General features: G+C 38.4%; 16 protein-coding genes and 1 tRNA gene. 6 read left to right on the forward strand and 11 right to left on the reverse strand.

Going from position 1 to position 20,388, the window contains the following annotated elements; all coding sequences use genetic code 11:
• Positions 1-7: 7 nt before the first annotated feature.
• The 3 genes from P8O16_RS19625 to P8O16_RS19635 all read right to left on the reverse strand — a co-directional run bounded on the left by P8O16_RS19625 (position 8) and on the right by P8O16_RS19635 (position 3,763).
• Positions 8-1,924, reverse strand: coding sequence for an amylo-alpha-1,6-glucosidase (locus P8O16_RS19625; RefSeq protein WP_300317813.1), 1,917 nt, complete (start codon positions 1,922-1,924; stop codon positions 8-10).
• Between the two features lie 342 nt (positions 1,925-2,266).
• Positions 2,267-2,342, reverse strand: a tRNA-His gene (locus P8O16_RS19630).
• A gap of 77 nt (positions 2,343-2,419) precedes the next feature.
• Complete coding sequence (locus tag P8O16_RS19635) at positions 2,420-3,763, reverse strand: dihydroorotase (protein WP_300317815.1); 1,344 nt, start codon at positions 3,761-3,763, stop codon at positions 2,420-2,422.
• Positions 3,764-3,812: 49 nt separating this feature from the next.
• On the opposite strand from P8O16_RS19635, the gene P8O16_RS19640 reads away from it, so the two are divergent.
• The 3 genes from P8O16_RS19640 (at position 3,813) to P8O16_RS19650 (ending at position 7,514) form a co-directional block, all read left to right on the forward strand.
• Entirely contained in the window at positions 3,813-5,186 is a 1,374-nt protein-coding gene (locus tag P8O16_RS19640; RefSeq protein ID WP_300317818.1) for a DEAD/DEAH box helicase, read from the forward strand.
• A gap of 58 nt (positions 5,187-5,244) precedes the next feature.
• Positions 5,245-6,354, forward strand: coding sequence for a DUF4221 family protein (locus tag P8O16_RS19645; RefSeq protein ID WP_300317820.1), 1,110 nt, complete (start codon positions 5,245-5,247; stop codon positions 6,352-6,354).
• Positions 6,355-6,428: 74 nt separating this feature from the next.
• On the forward strand, positions 6,429-7,514 hold the full coding sequence (locus tag P8O16_RS19650) for an alpha/beta fold hydrolase (RefSeq protein ID WP_300317823.1): 1,086 nt from the start codon (positions 6,429-6,431) through the stop codon (positions 7,512-7,514).
• Between the two features lie 38 nt (positions 7,515-7,552).
• Here the strand turns inward: P8O16_RS19650 and P8O16_RS19655 are convergent, their stop codons facing one another.
• Positions 7,553-9,049 carry a M28 family peptidase gene (locus P8O16_RS19655; protein WP_300317826.1) on the reverse strand — a complete coding sequence of 499 codons (1,497 nt, stop codon included), beginning with the start codon at positions 9,047-9,049 and terminating at the stop codon, positions 7,553-7,555.
• A gap of 193 nt (positions 9,050-9,242) precedes the next feature.
• Between P8O16_RS19655 and gcvP the strand changes: the two genes are divergently transcribed.
• Complete coding sequence (gene gcvP, locus P8O16_RS19660) at positions 9,243-12,140, forward strand: aminomethyl-transferring glycine dehydrogenase (protein WP_300317828.1); 2,898 nt, start codon at positions 9,243-9,245, stop codon at positions 12,138-12,140.
• 70 nt (positions 12,141-12,210) lie between these two features.
• Here the strand turns inward: gcvP and lipA are convergent, their stop codons facing one another.
• Both lipA and P8O16_RS19670 read right to left on the reverse strand, forming a co-directional pair.
• Positions 12,211-13,089, reverse strand: coding sequence for a lipoyl synthase (gene lipA / locus P8O16_RS19665; protein ID WP_300317831.1), 879 nt, complete (start codon positions 13,087-13,089; stop codon positions 12,211-12,213).
• Between the two features lie 53 nt (positions 13,090-13,142).
• Entirely contained in the window at positions 13,143-13,871 is a 729-nt protein-coding gene (locus P8O16_RS19670) for a hypothetical protein (RefSeq protein WP_075351877.1), read from the reverse strand.
• A gap of 72 nt (positions 13,872-13,943) precedes the next feature.
• On the opposite strand from P8O16_RS19670, the gene P8O16_RS19675 reads away from it, so the two are divergent.
• Positions 13,944-14,348, forward strand: coding sequence for an OsmC family protein (locus tag P8O16_RS19675; RefSeq protein WP_300317837.1), 405 nt, complete (start codon positions 13,944-13,946; stop codon positions 14,346-14,348).
• Positions 14,349-14,405: 57 nt separating this feature from the next.
• Positions 14,406-15,314: an L-serine ammonia-lyase, iron-sulfur-dependent, subunit alpha gene (gene sdaAA, locus P8O16_RS19680; protein ID WP_300317840.1), complete on the forward strand. Its 909-nt coding sequence runs from the start codon at positions 14,406-14,408 to the stop codon at positions 15,312-15,314.
• On the opposite strand, the gene P8O16_RS19685 is transcribed toward sdaAA, so the two are convergent.
• From P8O16_RS19685 to P8O16_RS19705, 5 genes are all read right to left on the reverse strand, one after another.
• The gene (locus P8O16_RS19685; RefSeq protein WP_300317843.1) at positions 15,303-15,755 is read right to left on the reverse strand and encodes a hypothetical protein; all 453 of its coding nucleotides are present in this window, start codon (positions 15,753-15,755) and stop codon (positions 15,303-15,305) included. The two genes, sdaAA and P8O16_RS19685, sit on opposite strands and share 12 nt — an antisense overlap.
• Positions 15,752-16,681, reverse strand: coding sequence for a calcium/sodium antiporter (locus tag P8O16_RS19690; RefSeq protein ID WP_300317845.1), 930 nt, complete (start codon positions 16,679-16,681; stop codon positions 15,752-15,754). The genes P8O16_RS19685 and P8O16_RS19690 overlap by 4 nt, the downstream gene beginning before the upstream one ends.
• Positions 16,682-16,688: 7 nt before the next feature.
• Positions 16,689-17,333, reverse strand: coding sequence for a uracil phosphoribosyltransferase (upp, locus tag P8O16_RS19695; protein WP_300317847.1), 645 nt, complete (start codon positions 17,331-17,333; stop codon positions 16,689-16,691).
• A 149-nt stretch (positions 17,334-17,482) separates the two neighbouring features.
• Positions 17,483-18,790 carry an OmpA family protein gene (locus P8O16_RS19700; protein WP_300317849.1) on the reverse strand — a complete coding sequence of 436 codons (1,308 nt, stop codon included), beginning with the start codon at positions 18,788-18,790 and terminating at the stop codon, positions 17,483-17,485.
• 268 nt (positions 18,791-19,058) lie between these two features.
• Positions 19,059-20,345, reverse strand: coding sequence for an OmpA family protein (locus P8O16_RS19705; protein WP_300317852.1), 1,287 nt, complete (start codon positions 20,343-20,345; stop codon positions 19,059-19,061).
• Positions 20,346-20,388: the final 43 nt, after the last annotated feature.

Consider the following 20,388-nt stretch of genomic DNA (forward strand, 5'->3'; position numbering starts at 1 on the left):
AAGTCCTTTAAATCTTATTGGTCAAATCCATCATTCGCAATAGTTCTGCCACACTCCAAGCTTGGGATACAGCTCCTTTTGGACGGTGAGGAGGATCTCCATCATATATTTCAGCTACTGTGCCTATGCCGTATTGGGTCATTACTCCGTCAAACCCCTTTATTATTTTTTTAATGAAATTGCTCGCGGATTTGCCATGTAGCTTAATATAACCCTCAACAAAATGCCCCATAGGCCAAACCCAAACTGTACCGTTGTGGTAGGCATTATCCCTACTAATTTGATCTCCAAAATAATATCCTTTATAAGCAAGATCATCTGGTGAAAGAGATCTTAGTCCCCTGTTTGTCAAAAGCTTTGATTTGACAGTTTCTAAGATCTGATCATTTTGATTTTCATTAAGCATAACATATGGAAGTGATGTGGCAAAAACCATATTTGGTCTTATTGCCCAATCTTTCTCATCACCATTTACCAAGTCTGCTAAGTAACCATGATCTATAGACCAAAATTCTCTTTCAAAGGAGTCGCGAACTTTTTCAGCCAAGGAAGCAATTTCCTGATCTCCTGTTAGTTCGTGATAAAAACATAAGGCATTGTACCAAAGAGCTTGAATTTCAACTGGGCAACCAATCCTTGGAGTTACAGGTCCATCAGGAGTTACAGCATCCATCCAAGTCAAGGCAATGCCTTCAACACCTCCATAAACCAATCCATCTTCCCTAACATGAATGTTGAAATCAGTTCCAGCCCGATAGCCATCGATGATTCCTTTCATTTTCCCGAGATAACGCTCTTTTATGGTTTTACTATCACCTGTATAAATAATGTATTGCTGCAAGGACCAAAAATACCACAGAGGTGCATCTATTGAATTCATATTGGTCATCACGCCGCTTCCTACATTAGGGAAAAGTGGTCCAGTTAAATCTTTGGACATTGTGTCCATGATGTTGAGAAACGTTTTAGAATCTCCTTTGGTAAGCGTAAGCCCAGGAGCTGCCACGAAAGTATCTCTTCCCCACCATCCAAACCAAGGGTACCCTGCAATTACTCTGGTTTCCCCATCTCTATTTCGAAGAAATTGACCTGCAGAATTTTTAAGACAATTTTCAAAATTGTTCCTTGGGATTCTTCGTGCAATTTCCTTTTGAAAAGCGTTTTGTCTGGTTTTTGGGTCTGCCTCAGTCAATCCTGCTGAAAAAATAACAGATTCTCCCTTTTCAATATCAAACTCGAAATATCCGGGAACATATAAGTCCTCTTGATAGTCGTAGCCCCGCTCTCGCTCCATTATATACTCAATATTGTAATACCAATCCGGAGCAGGAACATATTCACATTTCTTTGATAGCTGAAGGAAAAGTGGATCGTATTCTTGATATAGATGGAAACTAGCGCCATTTGGTACCTTTTTGAATTTTTTATTAACGATTGTATTCGCTTTAGAAAGGTTGTGAAAACTTCTAAAAGCCAAGAATGGGGATATTCTTATTTTGGTCGGAGAGTGGGCGTCCAATAATGTGTACCGGATCATCAAACGATCGCGGTTAGTATCAAGTATTAATTCTTTTTGCAACAAAACCCCACCCACACGATAGGTTAGTTTTGGAATAGGTTCAGAGTCGAAATCTTCAAGATATTTGTGTCCTCTTGGAGAATAATTTCCCGGAAATTTACTAATACCTAAGTTGAAGCTTGCTCCATGTTGTATTACCGTTTCGTGTACGGTGGAGAGCATTACATGATTTTGTGAATCAATCTGAGGCTGAGGAACCACCAGTAAACCGTGGTATTTTCGGGTGTTACACCCGATGATTGTTGTACTTGTGTAGGTTCCTGATTGATTAGTCCTAATAATCTCACGATCTAAGGAATAATTCAAGTTTACCAGTTGTGTCTTATCGAAATGGATATAACTCATAGTAGAAAATTCTAAAGAGTTAAAAATAGAGTTTTGCATCCATAAGAAAAATGAAAAACAAAAAAATAAAGGTTATGTCTCCATAACCTTTGTTTTAATCGTGATTTTTCAAGAGTGAATCGCTTCTTTTTGTACTTCTTCGAAATTTTTCAACGATTCTTCAAATTTCCGAAGGTAATTTTTCGCTTGCCGAATGTTGATTGGCTTTACCACCGGAAATTTTGGGGAAGTTTTGAATAACGGAAACATCTGAAAATTGGTTTAGTTTTTTTTATTTAGTCAAATGTTGTGCCAAAAGGGGCCTTCTATTTAAAAGTAAAGCCCCTCATATAGAGGGGCTTTGGGTGAAAGACCGGGTTCGAACCGGCGACCTCCGGATCCACAAACCGGCGCTCTAACCAGCTGAGCTACAATCACCATTTGTGTCTGTTGAGGAATGTTTTCCTTAACGGTTGGCAAAGGTAATAATTAAGACAAATTAGTACAACACTGATTCTAATTATTTATAAAAAATTTCAGCCGCTCTCCTTTTTTAGTTTCGTCAAACTTACCATTCTCATATGCTAAATGCCCTGAAACAATCGTATGAGTCACATTTGACTTAAATGTATGTCCTTCAAAAGGTGACCATCCGCACTTAGATAAGATATTTTCTTTTGACACAGTCCATGGGGAATTAAGGTCTACTAATACCAAATCGGCAAAGTAGCCTTCCCTGATGTAGCCTCTTTCTTTAATCCTGAATAACTTTGCTACGTTATGAGACATCTTTTCGGCAATCTTTTCTAGACTGATTTTGCCAGCGTGATAGAATTCCAACATGGCGACCAAACTGTGCTGATTTAGCGGTCCTCCAGATGGAGCTTTGGTGTAAATCTGCGCTTTTTCTTCTAAAGTGTGCGGAGCATGATCGGTAGCGATCACATCGATTTTATCATCCAAGACTGCCTGAAAAATAGCATCCCTGTCTTTAGAAGTTTTGATAGCGGGATTCCATTTGATCAAATTACCCTTTTCTGCATAATCTTCTTCTGAAAACCACATGTGGTGAATGCACGCCTCAGCTGTGATGTGTTTCTCTTCTAAGGGAATGGTATTATCAAAAAGCTCTAGTTCTTTGGCTGTGCTGATGTGTAAAATATGAAGACGGGTACCGTATTTCTTTGCCATAGCTACTGCTCGGCTAGAAGCATCATAGCACGCTTCTTCAGAACGGATTTTAGGATGGAATTTTACCGGAATATCATCTCCATAGATTGCTTTGAATTCGGCGAGGTTGGCTGCAATGATGTGATCGTTTTCGCTATGTATCGCGATGAGTGCTTTGCATTCTCTGAAGATTCCTTCTAGAGATTCAATATTATCTACTACCATATTTCCGGTAGAGGAGCCCTGAAAAATCTTTAACCCGCATACATTTTCAAAATCAACTTTGAGGATTTCATCCAAGTTGTTATTTGTGGCGCCAAAGTAGAACGAATAATTTGCTAAAGAAACTTCGGCTGCACGAGCATATTTATCATCAAGAAGTGGTAAAGTCACTGCTTGAGGGACAGTATTTGGCATTTCCATATAGGTGGTAGTTCCGCCTGCCACTCCTGCTTTTGCTTCGGTATAAATTTCACCTTTATGAGTCAACCCAGGCTCTCTGAAATGGACTTGATCGTCAATCAAACCAGGAAAAAGATACTTTCCGCTCCCATTTATATGAATGTCAGCCTTCTCATTTGAAAGATCTACGCCTATTTTAGCTATTCTTCCATCTACGACTAATACGTCATTCGGACTTATCCGACCTTCATTGACTATATTTGCACCGGTGATTAAAATACTTTTCATCTTATTCGCTTTTTATCAGGTTTACAACTCCTTTCAAAAATAATCAATCATGTCCAATGAAACCCCAACATTTGAGGTATTTAAGCTAAATCGTCAGCTTTTGGAAGCAGTAACGGCAGCCGGATATACTACTCCAACTCCGATACAGCAAAAGGCAATTCCTTTAGCTCTGGCTGGACATGATGTCTTGGGGATTGCCCAAACAGGAACAGGGAAGACTGCCGCTTATATTTTACCACTTTTAATGAAGGTGAAATATGCTCAAGGGATGCATCCAAAAGCGCTGATTTTGGCTCCTACCAGAGAGTTGGCAATGCAGATCGAGGAAGTTGCCATTCAGATGGCGGAAAATACTGATTTACGAATCGTTTGTCTTTATGGTGGATTAGGCCCAAAAACCCAAATCGAATTGATAGAGGCTGGTGTAGATATTATTATCTCTACAACTGGTCGTTTTTTAGATCTCTACAAAAAAGGGAAAATCTTCACCAAAGAGATCAAAACCATGATTTTGGATGAGGCTGATAAAATGATGGATATGGGCTTTATGCCTCAGATTCGAAATATTTTAGAGATATTCCCTGTTAAACGTCAAAACTTACTTTTTTCAGCAACCTTCAGTGATCGAGTTGAGAAGTTGGCTTCGGAATTTCTGGAGTTTCCAGAGCGAGTGGAAGTGACTCCCTCTGCAACCACAGCTGAGACCATTGCTCAAGTCAAATATTTCGTGCCAAATATTCGAACCAAAATCAATTTGCTAGGGGAACTTCTAAAGAAAGAGGAAATTGCCCGGGCGATTGTTTTTACCAGGTCACGCAAAAATGCGGAGGAGGTCTATGCCTATTTGAAAAATCGGGTGGAAGGTGAGGTTCGGGTAATTCATGCAAACAAAGGACAAAATACAAGGATTAATTCCATCGATGATTTCAAATCTGGGGATGTTAGACTGTTAGTGGCTACTGATGTGGCTTCTCGCGGTTTGGATGTTACCTTGGTATCGCATGTGATTAATTTCGATGTGCCACTTATCTATGAAGATTATGTTCACCGAATTGGACGTACTGGAAGGGCAGAGCATGAAGGTAAGGCCATCACTTTCATAAATCCAGCAGAGGCCTACCATTTCCAAAGAATCGAGGAATTGATCCGAATGGAAGTTTCTGAATTAGAAATTCCAGCGCAAGTAGATGTGCCGGAAACACCTTTCGCGGAGCGCCAAGCATATGCTCGGGAGCTCGATCACTTGATGCAGCGGGATAATCCAGATTACAAAGGTGCTTTCCATGATAAAAAGGAGCGGAAGAAGCCGAATCTGTTCAAAGAAAAAGCAAAAGAAGAAAAGAAGCGTGGCAACAAAAACTCCAAAGCTAAGACCAATCGAAACCAGCTAAAGACTAAACATCAGAAGAATAAAGGGAAGTAATAGAAGTTAAATTTCTTTAAGGGAATATTTTTTAGTGCTGTAGCTCTTATTTTTCGGAATGAATAGGTATTTAGTACTGCTTTGTTTTCTTTCATTCGCCTGCGATAGGAAAGAGGAGGCCTCTGAACTAGCTTTTGAGCAAGTTCGAATAAGTATTCCCATTTCTTCAGATCAGTTAAATAGCTATCAGGAATTCAGTGTTTATAAAACTGAAAACAATAAGATGGTAGGATATAACTATCTCCGTCATACTCTTGATTTTTTTGATTTAGATAATCAAAAGGTAGAAAGATCGCAATCCCTTGTTTCAGATGGGCCAAACGGGCTTGGCCAAATCCAATCGCTCTCTTGGTATAATGAAGATTCTATTTTTATGTATGAGCGAGGAAAGCTCCACATCGTCTCAAGCAAAGGTGAAAAAGTAGACACCTTTGATCTTTATGAGATTTATGGGAATTTGAATCTTGGTGAACCAGTTTGCAACTTTTATTTCAAATTGAATTATGTAAAGGAAACCAAAGAGGTTTTCTTTTTTATGATAAATCCAACAGTTGATTTAAAGGGGAAAAGTGACCTGTTCTTAGTCACTTCATTATCAATTAAAAATAAGACTGTGAAACTATTGCCTATTAAGCATACGGAGCATTTCAAAAACCTGAATGGTCAAGTTGGGTTTATTTCTTATTTGGGATTCTCCGGATTTCTGAATGAAAAGATGATTTATAATTTTCAGTACGAATCACCTTTATATGCTTATTCACCAATCGGTGATGTGATTGATCAAAGTAGCATTCATGAAGAAAAGAAGATTAGTGAGCTTCTGACACAGGAAGACTCAGAAGTCTTTGATCGACACGCAATCGAAAATCCACACTTTCTCAGTCCAGTGCCTGATCCTTGGAAGAATTTGATCTACAGATTTACTTGGGGAGCACCGGATCCAAGTCTTGGAGAAAATGGATTTACTGAAAAATCTTCGTCCATTTCTGTTTTTGATTCGGAATTAAGTTTGATTCAGGAATTTTCTCTCCCAAGCTATACCTATCAGATTAATAATTGGTTTGTCAATGAAAATGGGCTTTACCTCAATGTAGCGCATCCCAAAAATGAAACTGTTTCCGAGGATTTTTTAGTGTTTGATTTATTCAAATTCAAAGAAATTAGGTGATGCTTGGATTTTGTCTAGGACTGCTTTTAGTGCTGCAATCTGGAATTGCTACTATCTTTTCGATTCAGGTTCCTATGGATCATTTTAATTCGGGCAGTAGGAAAATTTCAATTGAATATTCGATTTCAGGTTCTTTTGATAGCTCTAAACTTACTGTGTTTTATTTAGAAGATCCAGTAGATTCAGTGTTTGGCTATTTAAATATTCCCATTCAACTCACTGATCAATTTAATCTTGTCTCCATAAAAGGGAGGTATCAATCAAGAGACTTAAATGATTTCTTTGAAAATCGAAAGGCTCCTGATTGGGACATGAAGTACAATCTGCTCAATCAAAAACAAGTTGCTGAGGATGTTGAATTGATTAGAAGGGAGCTTCTTGGGAATGAAAAAGTGACACTTTTAGGATACTCATCTTCAGCTTCAGTTTTACATTATTACCTTTCACTTTATCCCGATCAAGTTTCAACTATGATCAGCATAAGTCCAATGTTTTTTGATGTAGAAGAGAATTTGAGTTTTTGGAATCAATTCAGTTTCATTGAAGAAAAAGTTGAAAAATTAAACTCAGATAGAGCGCTTGATTTTGCTTATTTTTCTCATTCTGATTTTTTCAATTCCTCGAAATCAATAAAAGACAGCTTGCTAGTGTTGGCGTTAAACCAATTTAAAGCTGATAAAATATCTGGATTTTCCAAACTTCAATTTAAATCAATTTCTTTGAGGGTTAGAGCATTTGAACTGATTTACAATACTTCTCCTTTTTCAGAAACTACTTCAAAAACACTTGAATCTTTTCTTAGAGCCGCTTTACCTATTTTCCAAACCTTTAAGGAAAAACCATTCCTTGTTTACGGGTTAAACTTTGACAAATGGCTGGAATTTGAGGGAAAAGTAGTTCTGATTGGCGGTGCTTTTGATCTTTTACTTAATCCAAAAATACTCGATGTGCTGGCAGAATTCTACCCGAATAGTACGCTAATCCAATTGAAAGATGGTCATGCTTTAAAGGTGTTTCAATCCTCACCATATTACTCAGACTTTTTAGAAGCTTTCATTTTGAATCGACACACTTCCAAAATAAAAGTATACGAAGAACTCAAGAAAGCTGACCTTCTTTATTTAAAAAGTGATTACAACTCGGTTCGAGCGAAAAATTAAAAAAGCCCTGAAAATTTTAAATTTTCAGGGCTTAATTTTTATCGGTCTGTTCTAGTATTTGTCCCGTCAACAGGAGTTCGCTTATCGCGATTTGCCAAGTCCCAAGCTGTGTGGAAAACTAGCTTGGCTCTTTTTTCCATCAGTTGGAATTCGATTTTGTCTACGGTATCTGTTACCTGATGGTAATCATCGTGTACACCATTGAAGAAGAAGATCACAGGTACATTATGTTTTGCAAAGTTGTAGTGATCAGATCTGTAGTAGAATCGATTTGGGTCGTCCTCCGCATCATAGCGATAATCTAAAATCAAATCGGTATAAGTGATATTGTTGTATTCGTTGATCTTTTTCAATTGAGAAGAAAGCATCTCTGAACCGATCACATAGATATAATCTTTGTTGTCAGCCTTTTGATATTCGTAATCGATTCGACCCACCATATCAATATTGATGTTGTTCACCGTATTTTCCATCGGGAAAATAGGATGGTCGCCATAGTATTCAGATCCCAAAAGCCCTTTTTCTTCACCTGTCACGTTCAAAAACAGGATTGATCTACGAGGTTTATGGCCTTCTTTTGCAGCAGTGGCAAATGCTTGAGCAATCTCCATCACCGATACAGTTCCTGAACCGTCGTCATCTGCTCCGTTGAAAATCTCGCCAGTGCTACTTACGCCTACGTGATCATAGTGTGATGAAATTACCAACACTTCATCTTTAAGGTCTGTACCTTCCAAGTAGCCCATCACATTGGAGCTTTCTACAGGATTCACAGTTTTCTTTACTTGAAAAGTTGCTTTTTGAAAAGGAATAGATTCAGGGTTTGTTTTTGCAGCTTCTTTCAAAGTTTCTACAGGTTGCCCGAATAACTCTCCCATTTTGTCAGAGCTTACCGTAAATATTGGTCTCTGAGTCACTTCTTTTTCAAAGCCAATTCTACCTTTTCCTGCAAGCGTTTTAGCTCTGTTTGCTATTCTGTCAAAGTTCGCCTGACCTTCCATGTTTACCATGACGATTCCAGCTGCACCGGCATCCATTACTTTTTTGATCAAATCATTAGTTCGTACGCCTACAGCCCAGATGCCCACGAGTTTGTCCGTAACAGCCACTTTGGCAAGATTTTCATCATTTACCAACCCAAGGAATACTAAATCCGTCTTCATGGCTTTTGCCATATTGCCATCCCCAGAAAAGACAAAATCCTCGTTCATTACGAGTTTATTCTTTCCTATTTTCAGATCAACCGCATTAAATGCTGAACTGACCAAGGGGACCTGCTGCAGGTAGCTTCCTTCAACTGGTCCTGTAAAACCAAGTTCTTTGTAGAAATCAGCAAGATATTGTGCTGCAATTTTTTGCTCCTCAGATCCTGTATCTCTCCCTCTCATTTCATCGGATGCTAGGTAAGTAAGGTATTCTGTAAGATCAGCAGCAGTAATAGTATTGGCATATTTTACTTGAATGGGATCTTGAGCTACTGCACTTATTGTCAGGCCCAACGCCAAAGTCCCGGTTAATAACAGTCCTTTTTTCATTGATTTATTTTTATTCTGGCCCTAAACTAGATAAAATTTTAACCCTGCAATAAACCGTTTGTAAATTATGCATGTTATGGGGGTAAATTATTGAGGTTCATAAGGGCTAATTCTTTTTAGATATTATACCTTTGCACCTTGAAAAATCTTTAAGATTCCATACCCAAATACTTCATTATTCCTTAAGTTCTTTATGCAGATCAACCTTTCAAACGCTGTCAAATTTGAGAGCAGACACAATGGCCCGACTGAAGCGGAAATCGCAGAGATGTTGGAGAAAATCGGTGCCTCATCAGTAGAGGAATTAATCAACCAGACTGTACCAAAATCAATCCAACTGGAGAAGCCTATGAATCTCCCGGCAGCAAAGTTGGAATCTGAGTTTCTTAAGGAATTCAAAGTTTTGGCAGCCAAAAACAAAGTCTTCAAATCATTCATTGGATTGGGATATTATGATACCCTAGTGCCAGGAGTAGTTTTGAGAAATGTCTTGGAAAATCCGGGATGGTATACTGCTTACACACCTTACCAAGCAGAAATTGCACAAGGTAGGCTAGAAGCTTTAATCAATTTCCAGACAGTGGTAATGGAGCTTACTGGAATGGAGCTTGCCAATGCTTCACTTTTGGACGAAGGAACAGCTGCAGCTGAGGCAATGACCATGTTGTATTCGGTCAAGCCAAGAGAAAAGAAAAACGCCCAAAAGTTTTTTGTAGACGAGCAGGTTTTTCCACAAACCAAAGCAGTTTTGGTTACAAGGGCAGAGCCACTTGGAATAGAATTGGTTTTTGGATCATTGGATTCACTGGACCTGACAGATGAAAATCTTTATGGAGTTCTGTTTCAATACCCGAATGCAGAAGGTGCTGTAATGGACTATTCGGCAATAGTAGCTTCTGCAAAAGAGAATCATGTAAGCACTGCCTTTGCGGCAGATTTGCTAGCGTTGACACTCCTGACACCTCCAGGTGAAATGGGAGCTGATGTAGTGGTAGGCTCAGCGCAGCGATTTGGTGTGCCAATGGGATATGGAGGACCGCATTCAGCATTCTTCGCAACTAAAGAAGCTTATAAGAGACAAATTCCTGGAAGGATCATTGGTGTATCAATTGATCGAGCGGGAAATAAGGCTTACAGAATGGCTTTACAAACCAGAGAGCAGCACATCAAAAGAGAGAAAGCAACTTCAAATATCTGTACTGCGCAGGTGCTTTTAGCAGTAATGTCTAGTTTTTATGCGGTCTATCACGGGCCAAAAGGCTTGAAAAACATAGCGCTTAGAACACATGGTTTAGCAAAGTTGACAGGAAAAGCATTGCAACTTCTAGGTTATGAAGTCTCTTCTCAAACTTATTTTGATACGCTGAAAGTCGCCATAGAGGCAAAAACTTTGAATACTATCAAATCAATTGCAGTGGATTCAGAAATGAATTTCAGATACGATTATGATACGGTATTCATGACGTTTGATGAAGCAAAAACCTTAGATGATGTAGCACATATCGTAGACGTATTTGCGAAGGCTCAAGGAATTGAAAGCCCAGATCTCAGTAGTCTTGCTAAAGACTTGACTTTGGATCTCCCAGATTCATTGATGCGTAAATCTGAATACTTAACTCACCCTGTATTCAATAATTATCATAGTGAGCATGAAATGCTTCGCTATATTAAGCGTTTGGAGGCGAAAGATCTTTCGCTTGTTCATTCCATGATTTCTTTGGGTTCTTGTACCATGAAATTGAATGCGACTGCTGAAATGATCCCGGTTACCTGGCCTGAGTTTGGTCAAATGCACCCATTTGCTCCAATCGATCAGACAGCTGGATACCAAGAACTTTTCGCTCACCTTAGACATTGGCTGAATGAAATTACGGGTTTTGCAGATACCTCTCTTCAGCCGAACTCAGGTGCTCAAGGAGAGTTTGCAGGATTAATGGTAATTCGTCAATATCACCTCAGCAGAGGAGATGCTCATCGAAATATAGCTTTGATTCCTACTTCAGCTCATGGTACCAATCCAGCTTCTGCAGTTATGGCGGGAATGAAAGTTGTCTTAGTGAAATGTGACGAAAAAGGAAACATTGATTTGGTAGATCTTAAAGAAAAAGCAGCTGCTCATGCAAATGACTTAGCTGCCTTGATGGTTACTTATCCTTCAACTCACGGTGTATTTGAGGAGGCTATTCAAGAGATTTGTGCTACCATTCACCAGTTTGGAGGACAAGTTTATATGGACGGAGCAAATATGAATGCTCAGGTAGGATTGACCAGTCCAGGAAGAATTGGTGCTGACGTTTGTCACCTTAACCTTCATAAAACTTTCTGTATTCCTCATGGTGGTGGCGGACCTGGTATGGGACCAATTTGCGTAGCAGCGCACCTTGCACCATTCTTGCCGGGAAATCCTTTGGTGAAAACTGGTGGTGAAGATCCAGTGTCTTCGATCTCTGCAGCGCCTTATGGAAGTGCAAGTATTTTACCTATTTCCTACGCATACATCGCAATGATGGGTGGTGATGGTTTGACCAACGCAACCAAAATGGCGATTCTAAATGCAAATTATATCAAGGAAAGACTTAAAGGTAATTTTGAAATTCTATATACAGGAACAAAAGGAAGAGCTGCACACGAGATGATTGTGGATTGTAGAGCTTTCAAAGAATTCGGAGTGGAGGTAGAAGATATTGCAAAGCGATTGATGGACTATGGGTATCATGCACCAACAGTTTCGTTCCCAGTAGCTGGTACTTTGATGATCGAGCCAACTGAATCTGAGACTAAGTCTGAATTGGATAAGTTCTGTGATGCGCTTCTTTCAATCCGTGAGGAAATCCGTGAAATAGAAAATGGAAAAGCTGATCGTGAAAATAATGTCTTGAAAAATGCTCCTCATACGGCTACTATGGTATTGACCGGAGAATGGGATTTGCCTTACTCTAGAGAGAAAGCAGTTTTCCCGTCTGAGAATGTAAAAGCCAATAAATTTTGGCCAAGTGTTAGAAGGATTGATTCAGCTTATGGGGATAGAAACTTAATTTGTAGCTGTATTCCAGTAGAAGAATATGCAACCTCTGAAGAAGAGATTGCTTAAAATTTAAATCATCAACGTAAAAAAAGCCTCGATTTCTCGAGGCTTTTTTTATGAACTTATTTGGGAATACTTAAACGTTTACGTGTCTTTCGGCATGGTAAGAAGACCTCACCAGTGGCCCAGATTCCACATATTTTAATCCTTTGGAAAGGCCAACTTCTCGATATTCATCAAAAAGATCAGGATGAATAAATTCTGCAACTTCAATATGCAACTTTGTTGGCTGTAGGTATTGGCCAAGAGTTAGGATGTCACAACCATGAGCTACAAGATCGTCCATCGCCTGAAACACTTCTTCCTTTTTTTCACCTAAACCTAGCATTATCCCAGTTTTAGTACGCTTTCCATATTCTTTGGTCAATTTGATTTGTTCTAAGGAGCGTTCATATTTTGCCTGGGGACGTACTCTTCTGTATAGACTTCCCACAGTTTCCATATTATGTGAAACTACCTCTTGGCCACCCTCAATCATCCGATAAAGGGCGTCCCAATTAGATTTCACATCAGGGATCAATGTCTCAATAGTGGTAGAAGGAGAAAGAGCTTTGGTTTGAACCACGGTCTGATACCATATCTCAGCCCCACGGTCTTTTAATTCATCCCGATTCACAGAGGTGATTACTGCATGTTTTACGCCCATTAATTTGATCGCTTCAGCAACTCTTCTAGGTTCATCAGTATCATACTCTGGTGGTCTTCCGGTCGCTACTGCACAGAATGAACAAGATCTGGTACAGACATTCCCTAAGATCATGAAGGTAGCTGTACCAGCTCCCCAACATTCACCCATATTAGGACAATTACCGCTTTCGCAAATAGTGTGGAGCTTATGTTCGTCGACTAGTTTTCGGACTTTTGCGTATTCTTTTCCAACAGGAAGCTTTACTCGGAGCCAATTTGGCTTTTTCCTTCTTGTTGCTTCTTCTGATATAACTGGTAATTCGATCATGTATATTGATTTGTGGCAAAGGTATGGCTTATCCTAAAAAAGCCAATGATTGCTTATTGTCTAAATCCGTAGAAAAAGGTGAAATAAACTGATTGGAATAACTGCTTGTTTTCAACCGTTGGAATTAGTGGAATTTCTTTTGTAAAACCCTCAAGCATGTAACCAAGTTCCAGTCCAGTGACATTTGATCTGAAAACGCCAAATTCAAAAGACATAGCTGCCTTCAAGTTAGCACCAAATGCAAACTCCGATTGGCCTAATCCTTCAAAAAGTCTTCCTGTCCCAAGGATATTGAATCTACTTTGATGAATTTCAGGATCATATTGCTCTCGGACAGTTTCTATCCGGTTGATAGCATATTCTATGTAATACGGTGCAATCAAACCAAATGTGGGGCCTACAGCAGCAAGGGCAGATACTTGCACTCCTTGATTTGGTGCTTTTTTGAAAAGAATAATTTCTCTTCCGTATTGAGGCCTTATGGAATAGAGATAATTTGATTTTCCAAAAATATAGCTATTTCCCAAAACGGTATTAAAGCGGACTTCCTTTGGATTTTTTACATTAGAAAGTTCGATAGCCCAAAAGCTAAATTGATTGTCATCTATTCGAGTTCCGGATTTAAAAACAAATCCACCAATCAATCCTCCATTGGTGTTTTTATTCAATCCAAATGTATATTCCTTATCATAATCGTAGTTTCCAGCATCTTCTCGCTGGGCCCACGACTCAATTGAAAGGAAAAATAAAATAAGCGTTAGAATTAAATTCAGCTTCTTCATTCGAGTTGGTCGAAAATATAGCCCTATTTTTGGGTTCATTTATTTTAAACTGAATTTTAAAAGTAAGAGTTTATGCCGACTATAAAAAGTTCGTATTTAGGGAATTTAAGGACTGAGTCCGAGCATCTTCAATCTGGTACAAAGATCCTGACGGATGCACCAGTTGATAATAATGGAAAAGGAGAGGCCTTTTCTCCTACGGACTTGGTAGCAAGCGCATTAGGGAGTTGCATGGTTACCATTATGGGCATAATTGCTGCCAGAGAAAATATTTCCTTAGAGGGGCTTAATTGGGAAGTAACCAAAATCATGCAAGCAAACCCTAGAAAAATTGAAGAAATAAAAGTTGATTTTACCTGGGAAGTCCCGGTGAACAATTCTGTTTTTATTCAAAAATTAAAGAATGCTGCCAAGACTTGTCCAGTAGCTTTAAGTTTAGATCCCGCGATTAAGCAGACTTTAAATTTCAATTTTTAAGATTGGAACAAAAAGACAAATTTCAAGATTACCAAATTATATAAACCCAAATTTACTATGTGCTATCTTTTTGAAGACTTCAAAGGCTGGAAAGCCTATTGCGAATTGAATAATATAAGTTTGCCTCAGTCTGTCATCGAATACGAGGTAGAGCAAAAAAATGGTGAAGAAGGTAAAATAAAAATCGGATTACTACATGCCTATCAAGTGATGAAGGATGCTGTGAAAGCAGGCTTGGAGGAAGACATGGTTTCTAGATCAGGAATGATTAATAATGGGGCAAAAAAAGTTTTTAATTATCCACTTGCAGTCCTTTCACCAGAATTTCAAAAATTAATTTCCAGAGCTTTGGCAGCTAAGGAAGTCAATTCTTGTATGGGAAGAGTGGTGGCTGCTCCTACAGCTGGGGCAAGTGGAATTTTGCCTGGAACTTTGGTAACCCTGCAAGAGATTCATTCTCTTTCGGACGAGCAGATTATAGAGGGGCTTTTAGTGGGCGCAGGGATCGCGCTAATTATTGAGGAGAAAGCCAGTTTGGCAGGAGCAGTAGGAGGGTGTCAGGCAGAAACAGGATCAGCAGCTGCAATGGCAGCTGGAGCAATAGTATACTGTCTTAGAGGGAATATTGATCAGATTTTTAATGCAGTTGCGATTACTATTCAATGTATGCTTGGTCTGGTTTGTGATCCTGTGGCAGGTTTAGTTGAAGTGCCATGTGTTGTCCGAAATGCCAGTGCGGCAGCGATATCCTTTAGTTCCTCCCAGATAGCTCTCGCTAATGTAAGCGCGGTAATCCCCGTTGACGAATGTATTGAGGCAATGGGAGAAATCGGGGCTTCAATGGAAAGCAGATATAAAGAAACTGCTATGGGTGGTTTGGCAGCAACTCTTACTGGTCAGGAGATTTCAAATCGGGTTTTAATCCAAGATATAGAGATTCTTCCCGACCAAGATTTAGAGGAATAGATTGTTGAAAAAGGGGATTTTCAGGATTGAATCAATGGTGAGGGAAAAGAATGTTGCCCAAAGAATTGAACTAATTAGCATTTGAATAAAAATTCTTCTCTTTTTCACTCCAAATGAAACCATAATTAAAGTTCCTCCTATTGGAGTCAACAGAAGTGGAGTGATCGCCGCAATTCCCATTTCCCCATATTTTTTCCAAATTTTCACGATGTTCCGATTTTTTTTGGAAAACTTGGGTTTTGGGAAGCGTATTTCTATAAATTTTTTAAATCGTGCTCCAATAAATGTGAATACAACTACACTACTCATCATACCAGAGACAGTCACCAGAATGGTTTGAATCACACTGTATCCCGCTGCAGTACCAAGTACTGGTCCAGCAATAAATTTGAACCAAGACAAGAAATAAATCCCCAGAAGTTTGAGGATAGATTCGATCATAGTAAGAAGAATATATAGGTGAAGTAGGCCAATAATAGAAATGAACCCTCAACTTTCGAAATTTGCATTTTGGTACGCATCAGAGGAAAAAGCAAAATTGTGATTCCTAGCATCCACAGAAAATCTGAGTTTATGAATTCCTGGGAGACCTCAATAGGTTTAATTATTGCAGTGATTCCTATAATGGAGAGAATATTCATGATGTTACTTCCAAGAATATTGCCTAGAGCTAAATCGGTGCGCTTTGAAAGAGCAGCTATTATGGAGGTAATCAGTTCTGGTAGACTAGTTCCAATAGCGATAATTGTCACCCCGATTACTCTTTCTGACACTCCAAATTCTCTCGAAATCAGAACTGCATTTTCTACTAATAACTCTGAACCAAAATATAGCCCTACTATTCCCCCAATGAAATAGATAATAGATTTCAGCCAAGAAAAACTTTTTACTTGCTCAATTTCTTCATCAATCTCAGGGTTTTCTATAGTACTAGTTTTGAATAAATAAAAATTGAAAACAATGAATAAAACAAGGAGTAAAATCCCCTCCCAAGTTTCAATTATCCCATTATAGCTTAGACCATAAAAAAGTATTGAAACAAGAAGGGTAACTGTATAATCAAATCGTATATGTATTCTTCTAATTAATACGCGGTAGAAAAGTCCCGTAATTCCAAGTACTAGCCCAATATTGGCAATATTCGAACCGATTACATTTCCAATTGATATATCACTATTTCCTTTTAGCGCTGCATTTACACTTACCAAAAGTTCTGGTGCAGAAGTGCCAAAAGCAACGATAGTTAAACCAATTAGGCCTGCACTCATTCCTAGTTTGACTGCTATGCCAGATGCTCCATCTACCAATATTTTACCACCAGCAAGAAGAATTATAAACCCTAATAATAAAAGAAAGTACGCTGCCATTTTTTGATTAAATTTTTGGACCGAAGGCTAAATCTCCTGCATCACCCAATCCAGGAACAATATAAAATTGCTCATTCAATCTCTCATCCATACTTCCAATCCAAAAACTATGCGGTATGCTTAAATTATCCTTAATAAATTTTATTCCTTCTGGAGCGGCAAACCCCGCAGCGATGTGGATGTGTTTTGGAGTTCCATTTTTAGAAAGTGTGTCAATTGACTCCATTAAAGATTTCCCAGTTGCGAGCATTGGATCTGTTAAGATCATTATTTTTTCCCCTAGAAAAGGACTTGCATGGTAGCCAAGATTGATTTTGATTTTCCCATTATTTTCCTCTTCTCTAAAAGCACCTATAAAAGCACTTTCTGCTTGATCAAAGAAATTCAAAAAGCCTTGGTAAAACGGCAGGGAGGCCCTTAGAACAGAAACTATAACAGGATTTTCGGAAGGAGTTAAAATATTAATTTTAGAAAGTGGTGTTTGAATCAGTTTCGGTTGATAAACGAGAGTTTTGGATATTTCATAAGCCAAAATTTCACCTAAACGTTCTAGGTTTTTTCTAAACCTCATTCTGTCTTTCTGGATGACAGTATCTCTCATTTCTGCCATAAATTGGTTGGCAATAGAAGGAGTTTGAGAAAGGATAAACATGTTTCAAAGATAAAAGAAAAAACCGGCTGTTTAAGACCGATTTTTATTCTTGTAGAAGTTACAAATCTTTTCAAATTGTAATTAAAACTATTAAAACAGGAAAGCCTGACCAAACTTGATCAGGCTTTCCTAAATATTTGAAGAGAGAATTATTTTACTTCGAAGCTTGCTCTTCTTGCCATCTGTCTTGCGTCAGCAGAAGACTTATCTACACTTGTATCTTCTCCATAGCCTTTATAAGAAATTCTTGAAGGATCAACTCCAGAAGAAATCAATAAGTCATAAACTGCCTTAGCCCTTCTTTCAGAAAGTTTCATGTTGTAGTCTTCTGGACCCAATTCGTCTGCATAACCTTTAACTTCAACACTTACTCCTGGATTCTTTTTTAAGAAGTTTGATACATAGTTAGCTGCGCTAGTAGAATAGGCTAGTGGCTTATCACTGTCGAATGCATAGTAAACATTCACGTAGCCATCATTAATGGCTTTTATTAGGAAGTCAACTTGTTCTACAATCTTTTCTACTGGACAGCCTCCTGTTGAAGAAGGGCCAGGAAGGAATGGACAATTATCCAGATGATCTGGTGTGCCGTCACCATCAGAATCCATTGTTACTCCAAAGCTATTTACTCTAGCTCCAGCGGGAGTATTGGGTTCTTTATCTAAGTAATCAGGTACTCCATCTCCGTCAGAATCCTTTAACATATCTTTGATTTCATTGATATTAGAAGTGAGTTCTTCTTTAGAAGCATACTTATCGGGTTCTATGAACCAATCTGCATGAGTCTCATTTTTTCCTAAGTAAAAATTAAGCCCTATGGTACCGGTCCACCAGGTGGCAGTAGCGTGGGGAAAAGGGATTTCTGGTAAAAAAGGTCTTCCAATCTGATTAAAGTCATTTCCGTCGAATGTATATCGCTGTCTTCCGTTGACAATCATAGAAATAGTTCCTTGTAAGCTGATTCTATTTGAAAGAGAATACAGCCCTTTTAATGATGAGTTAAAAGAATAAACATAATCAGGATCAAAATCGGGTAACTTACCTTCTGAGTTAATCCGATCTTCTGATTTTAAAGATCCAAAACCTGCTCCAAATTCACCTAAAACAGTAAACCTTTTTGTAAATGTTTCAAATGAAAGTGATCGACCAATATTCCAAACACCTCGTAAACTAAGACTTAGGTAATCTGTTTTGAATTCAGGACTTACATCTTTGGCTTCACTAAAACTTCCAAATCCAAAATTTCCGGAAAATCCAAAGTATTGGTTGACCATATATCTTCCACCAAAATCGACATGTCCAATATTAAGTGTAGGAGATAAATAGCCACCTGTGAGTGGTCCCATAGGCTTATTTACACCTAGGTTAGCGTCAATTGACCATTTGTTGAAATCTTTTTGGGAAAATGCTGTATTGGAAATAAATACAATTGATAGGAATAATAAAAGGTGTCTCATTTCAAAGGATATTTGATTAGGGTAATTCAGCTTCAAAATTATAGAAAAAAGGAGTAAAAAAACTTACTTTCTTTGTTCTTTGAATAATAATCAATTTTCAGCATGAGAATTCTGACTTCCGATGGAAAAGCGAATGAATAATAAAATGAATTTTGATTTTCAGTTTTAAAAATAGAAGATTGATAATCTGAATTTTTTTTCCAATTCTTTATAAAAAAGAAAGCCTGATCAAATTTGATCAGGCTTTCTTAAATATATGTTAGGAGAATTACTTCACTTCGAAGCTTGCTCTTCTTGCCATTTGTCTTGCATCAGCTGAAGACTTATCAACACTTGTGTCCTCGCCATAACCTTTGTAAGAGATTCTTGAAGCATCAATTCCAGAAGCAATTATCAGATCATATACAGCCTTAGCTCTTCTTTCAGAAAGCTTCATGTTGTAATCTTCTGGACCTAATTCGTCGGCATAACCTTTAACCTCAACACTTACACCTGGATTCTTTTTCAAGAAGTTTGATACATAGTTAGCTGCGCTAGTAGAATAACCTAGTGGCTTATCGCTGTCGAATGCATAGTAAACATTCACATATCCGTCATTTAAAGCCTTTCTGAAGAAATCAACTTGCTCAACAACTTCTTCTACTGGGCAACCGCCTGTAGAGGCTGGACCAGGAAGGAATGGACATTTATCCATGTGATCAGGAGTACCATCACCATCAGAATCCATAGTCATACCAGAAGAATTAACTCTTGCTCCTGCTGGAGTGTTAGGCTCTTTGTCCAAATAATCTGGAACACCATCACCGTCTGAATCTTTCAACATGTCTTTAATACCGTTGATCTGAGTAGCAAGTTCCTCTTTGGTAGCATATTTGTCAGCAGCAATAAACCAGTCTGCATGTTCTTCGCTTTTACCCAAATAAAACTGTAATCCAAGTGTTCCAGACCACCAAGTACCATTTGCACCATAGAAACCGTTGTCAGTTGAAGGTCTAATAGCTGTAGAGCCATCCCAAGTGACAGTTTGTCTACCGTTCAAAACAGTACTAATATCACCAACTAAGGCTATATTTTTACTTAGTTTCAATTGAGGTGTTAATCCAAACATGATGGTATAAACATCATCGTCGAAATCATTATACAGATTCTCTTCAGGATTAACTCTGCCTATTCCAGCTCCACCATGGAGTAATAATCCAAAACTTCTTGTGAATGATTCGAAATTCATGATTCTTCCAATGTTTGCTACACCTTGAAGATTCATTCTAAAATATTTGGTATCGAATGGGAGGCTTTGGGAATCATTTCCTTTTGCTTCTCTCATTGATCCAAATCCATAATCCAATTTTAGACCAAATTTTTCATTTAACATGTAACGAGCACCGAATTCGATGTGACCCAAATTTAACGTAGGAGATAGAAAGTCAGGACCCAGCGGAGCCATTGGCTTGTTAAAACCGCCACCTACTTCTAGTGACCATTTGTCGAATTCTTGAGCGTTAGCGCCGAATGCTAAGGCGCCAGCCATAATTGTTGATAGTATTATTTTTTTCATAACAAAAAATTTTTGTTCAAATTTTAAGTGTTGATAGATGTGA

This window comes from Algoriphagus sp. (assembly GCF_029254265.1).
Taxonomy (GTDB): domain Bacteria; phylum Bacteroidota; class Bacteroidia; order Cytophagales; family Cyclobacteriaceae; genus Algoriphagus.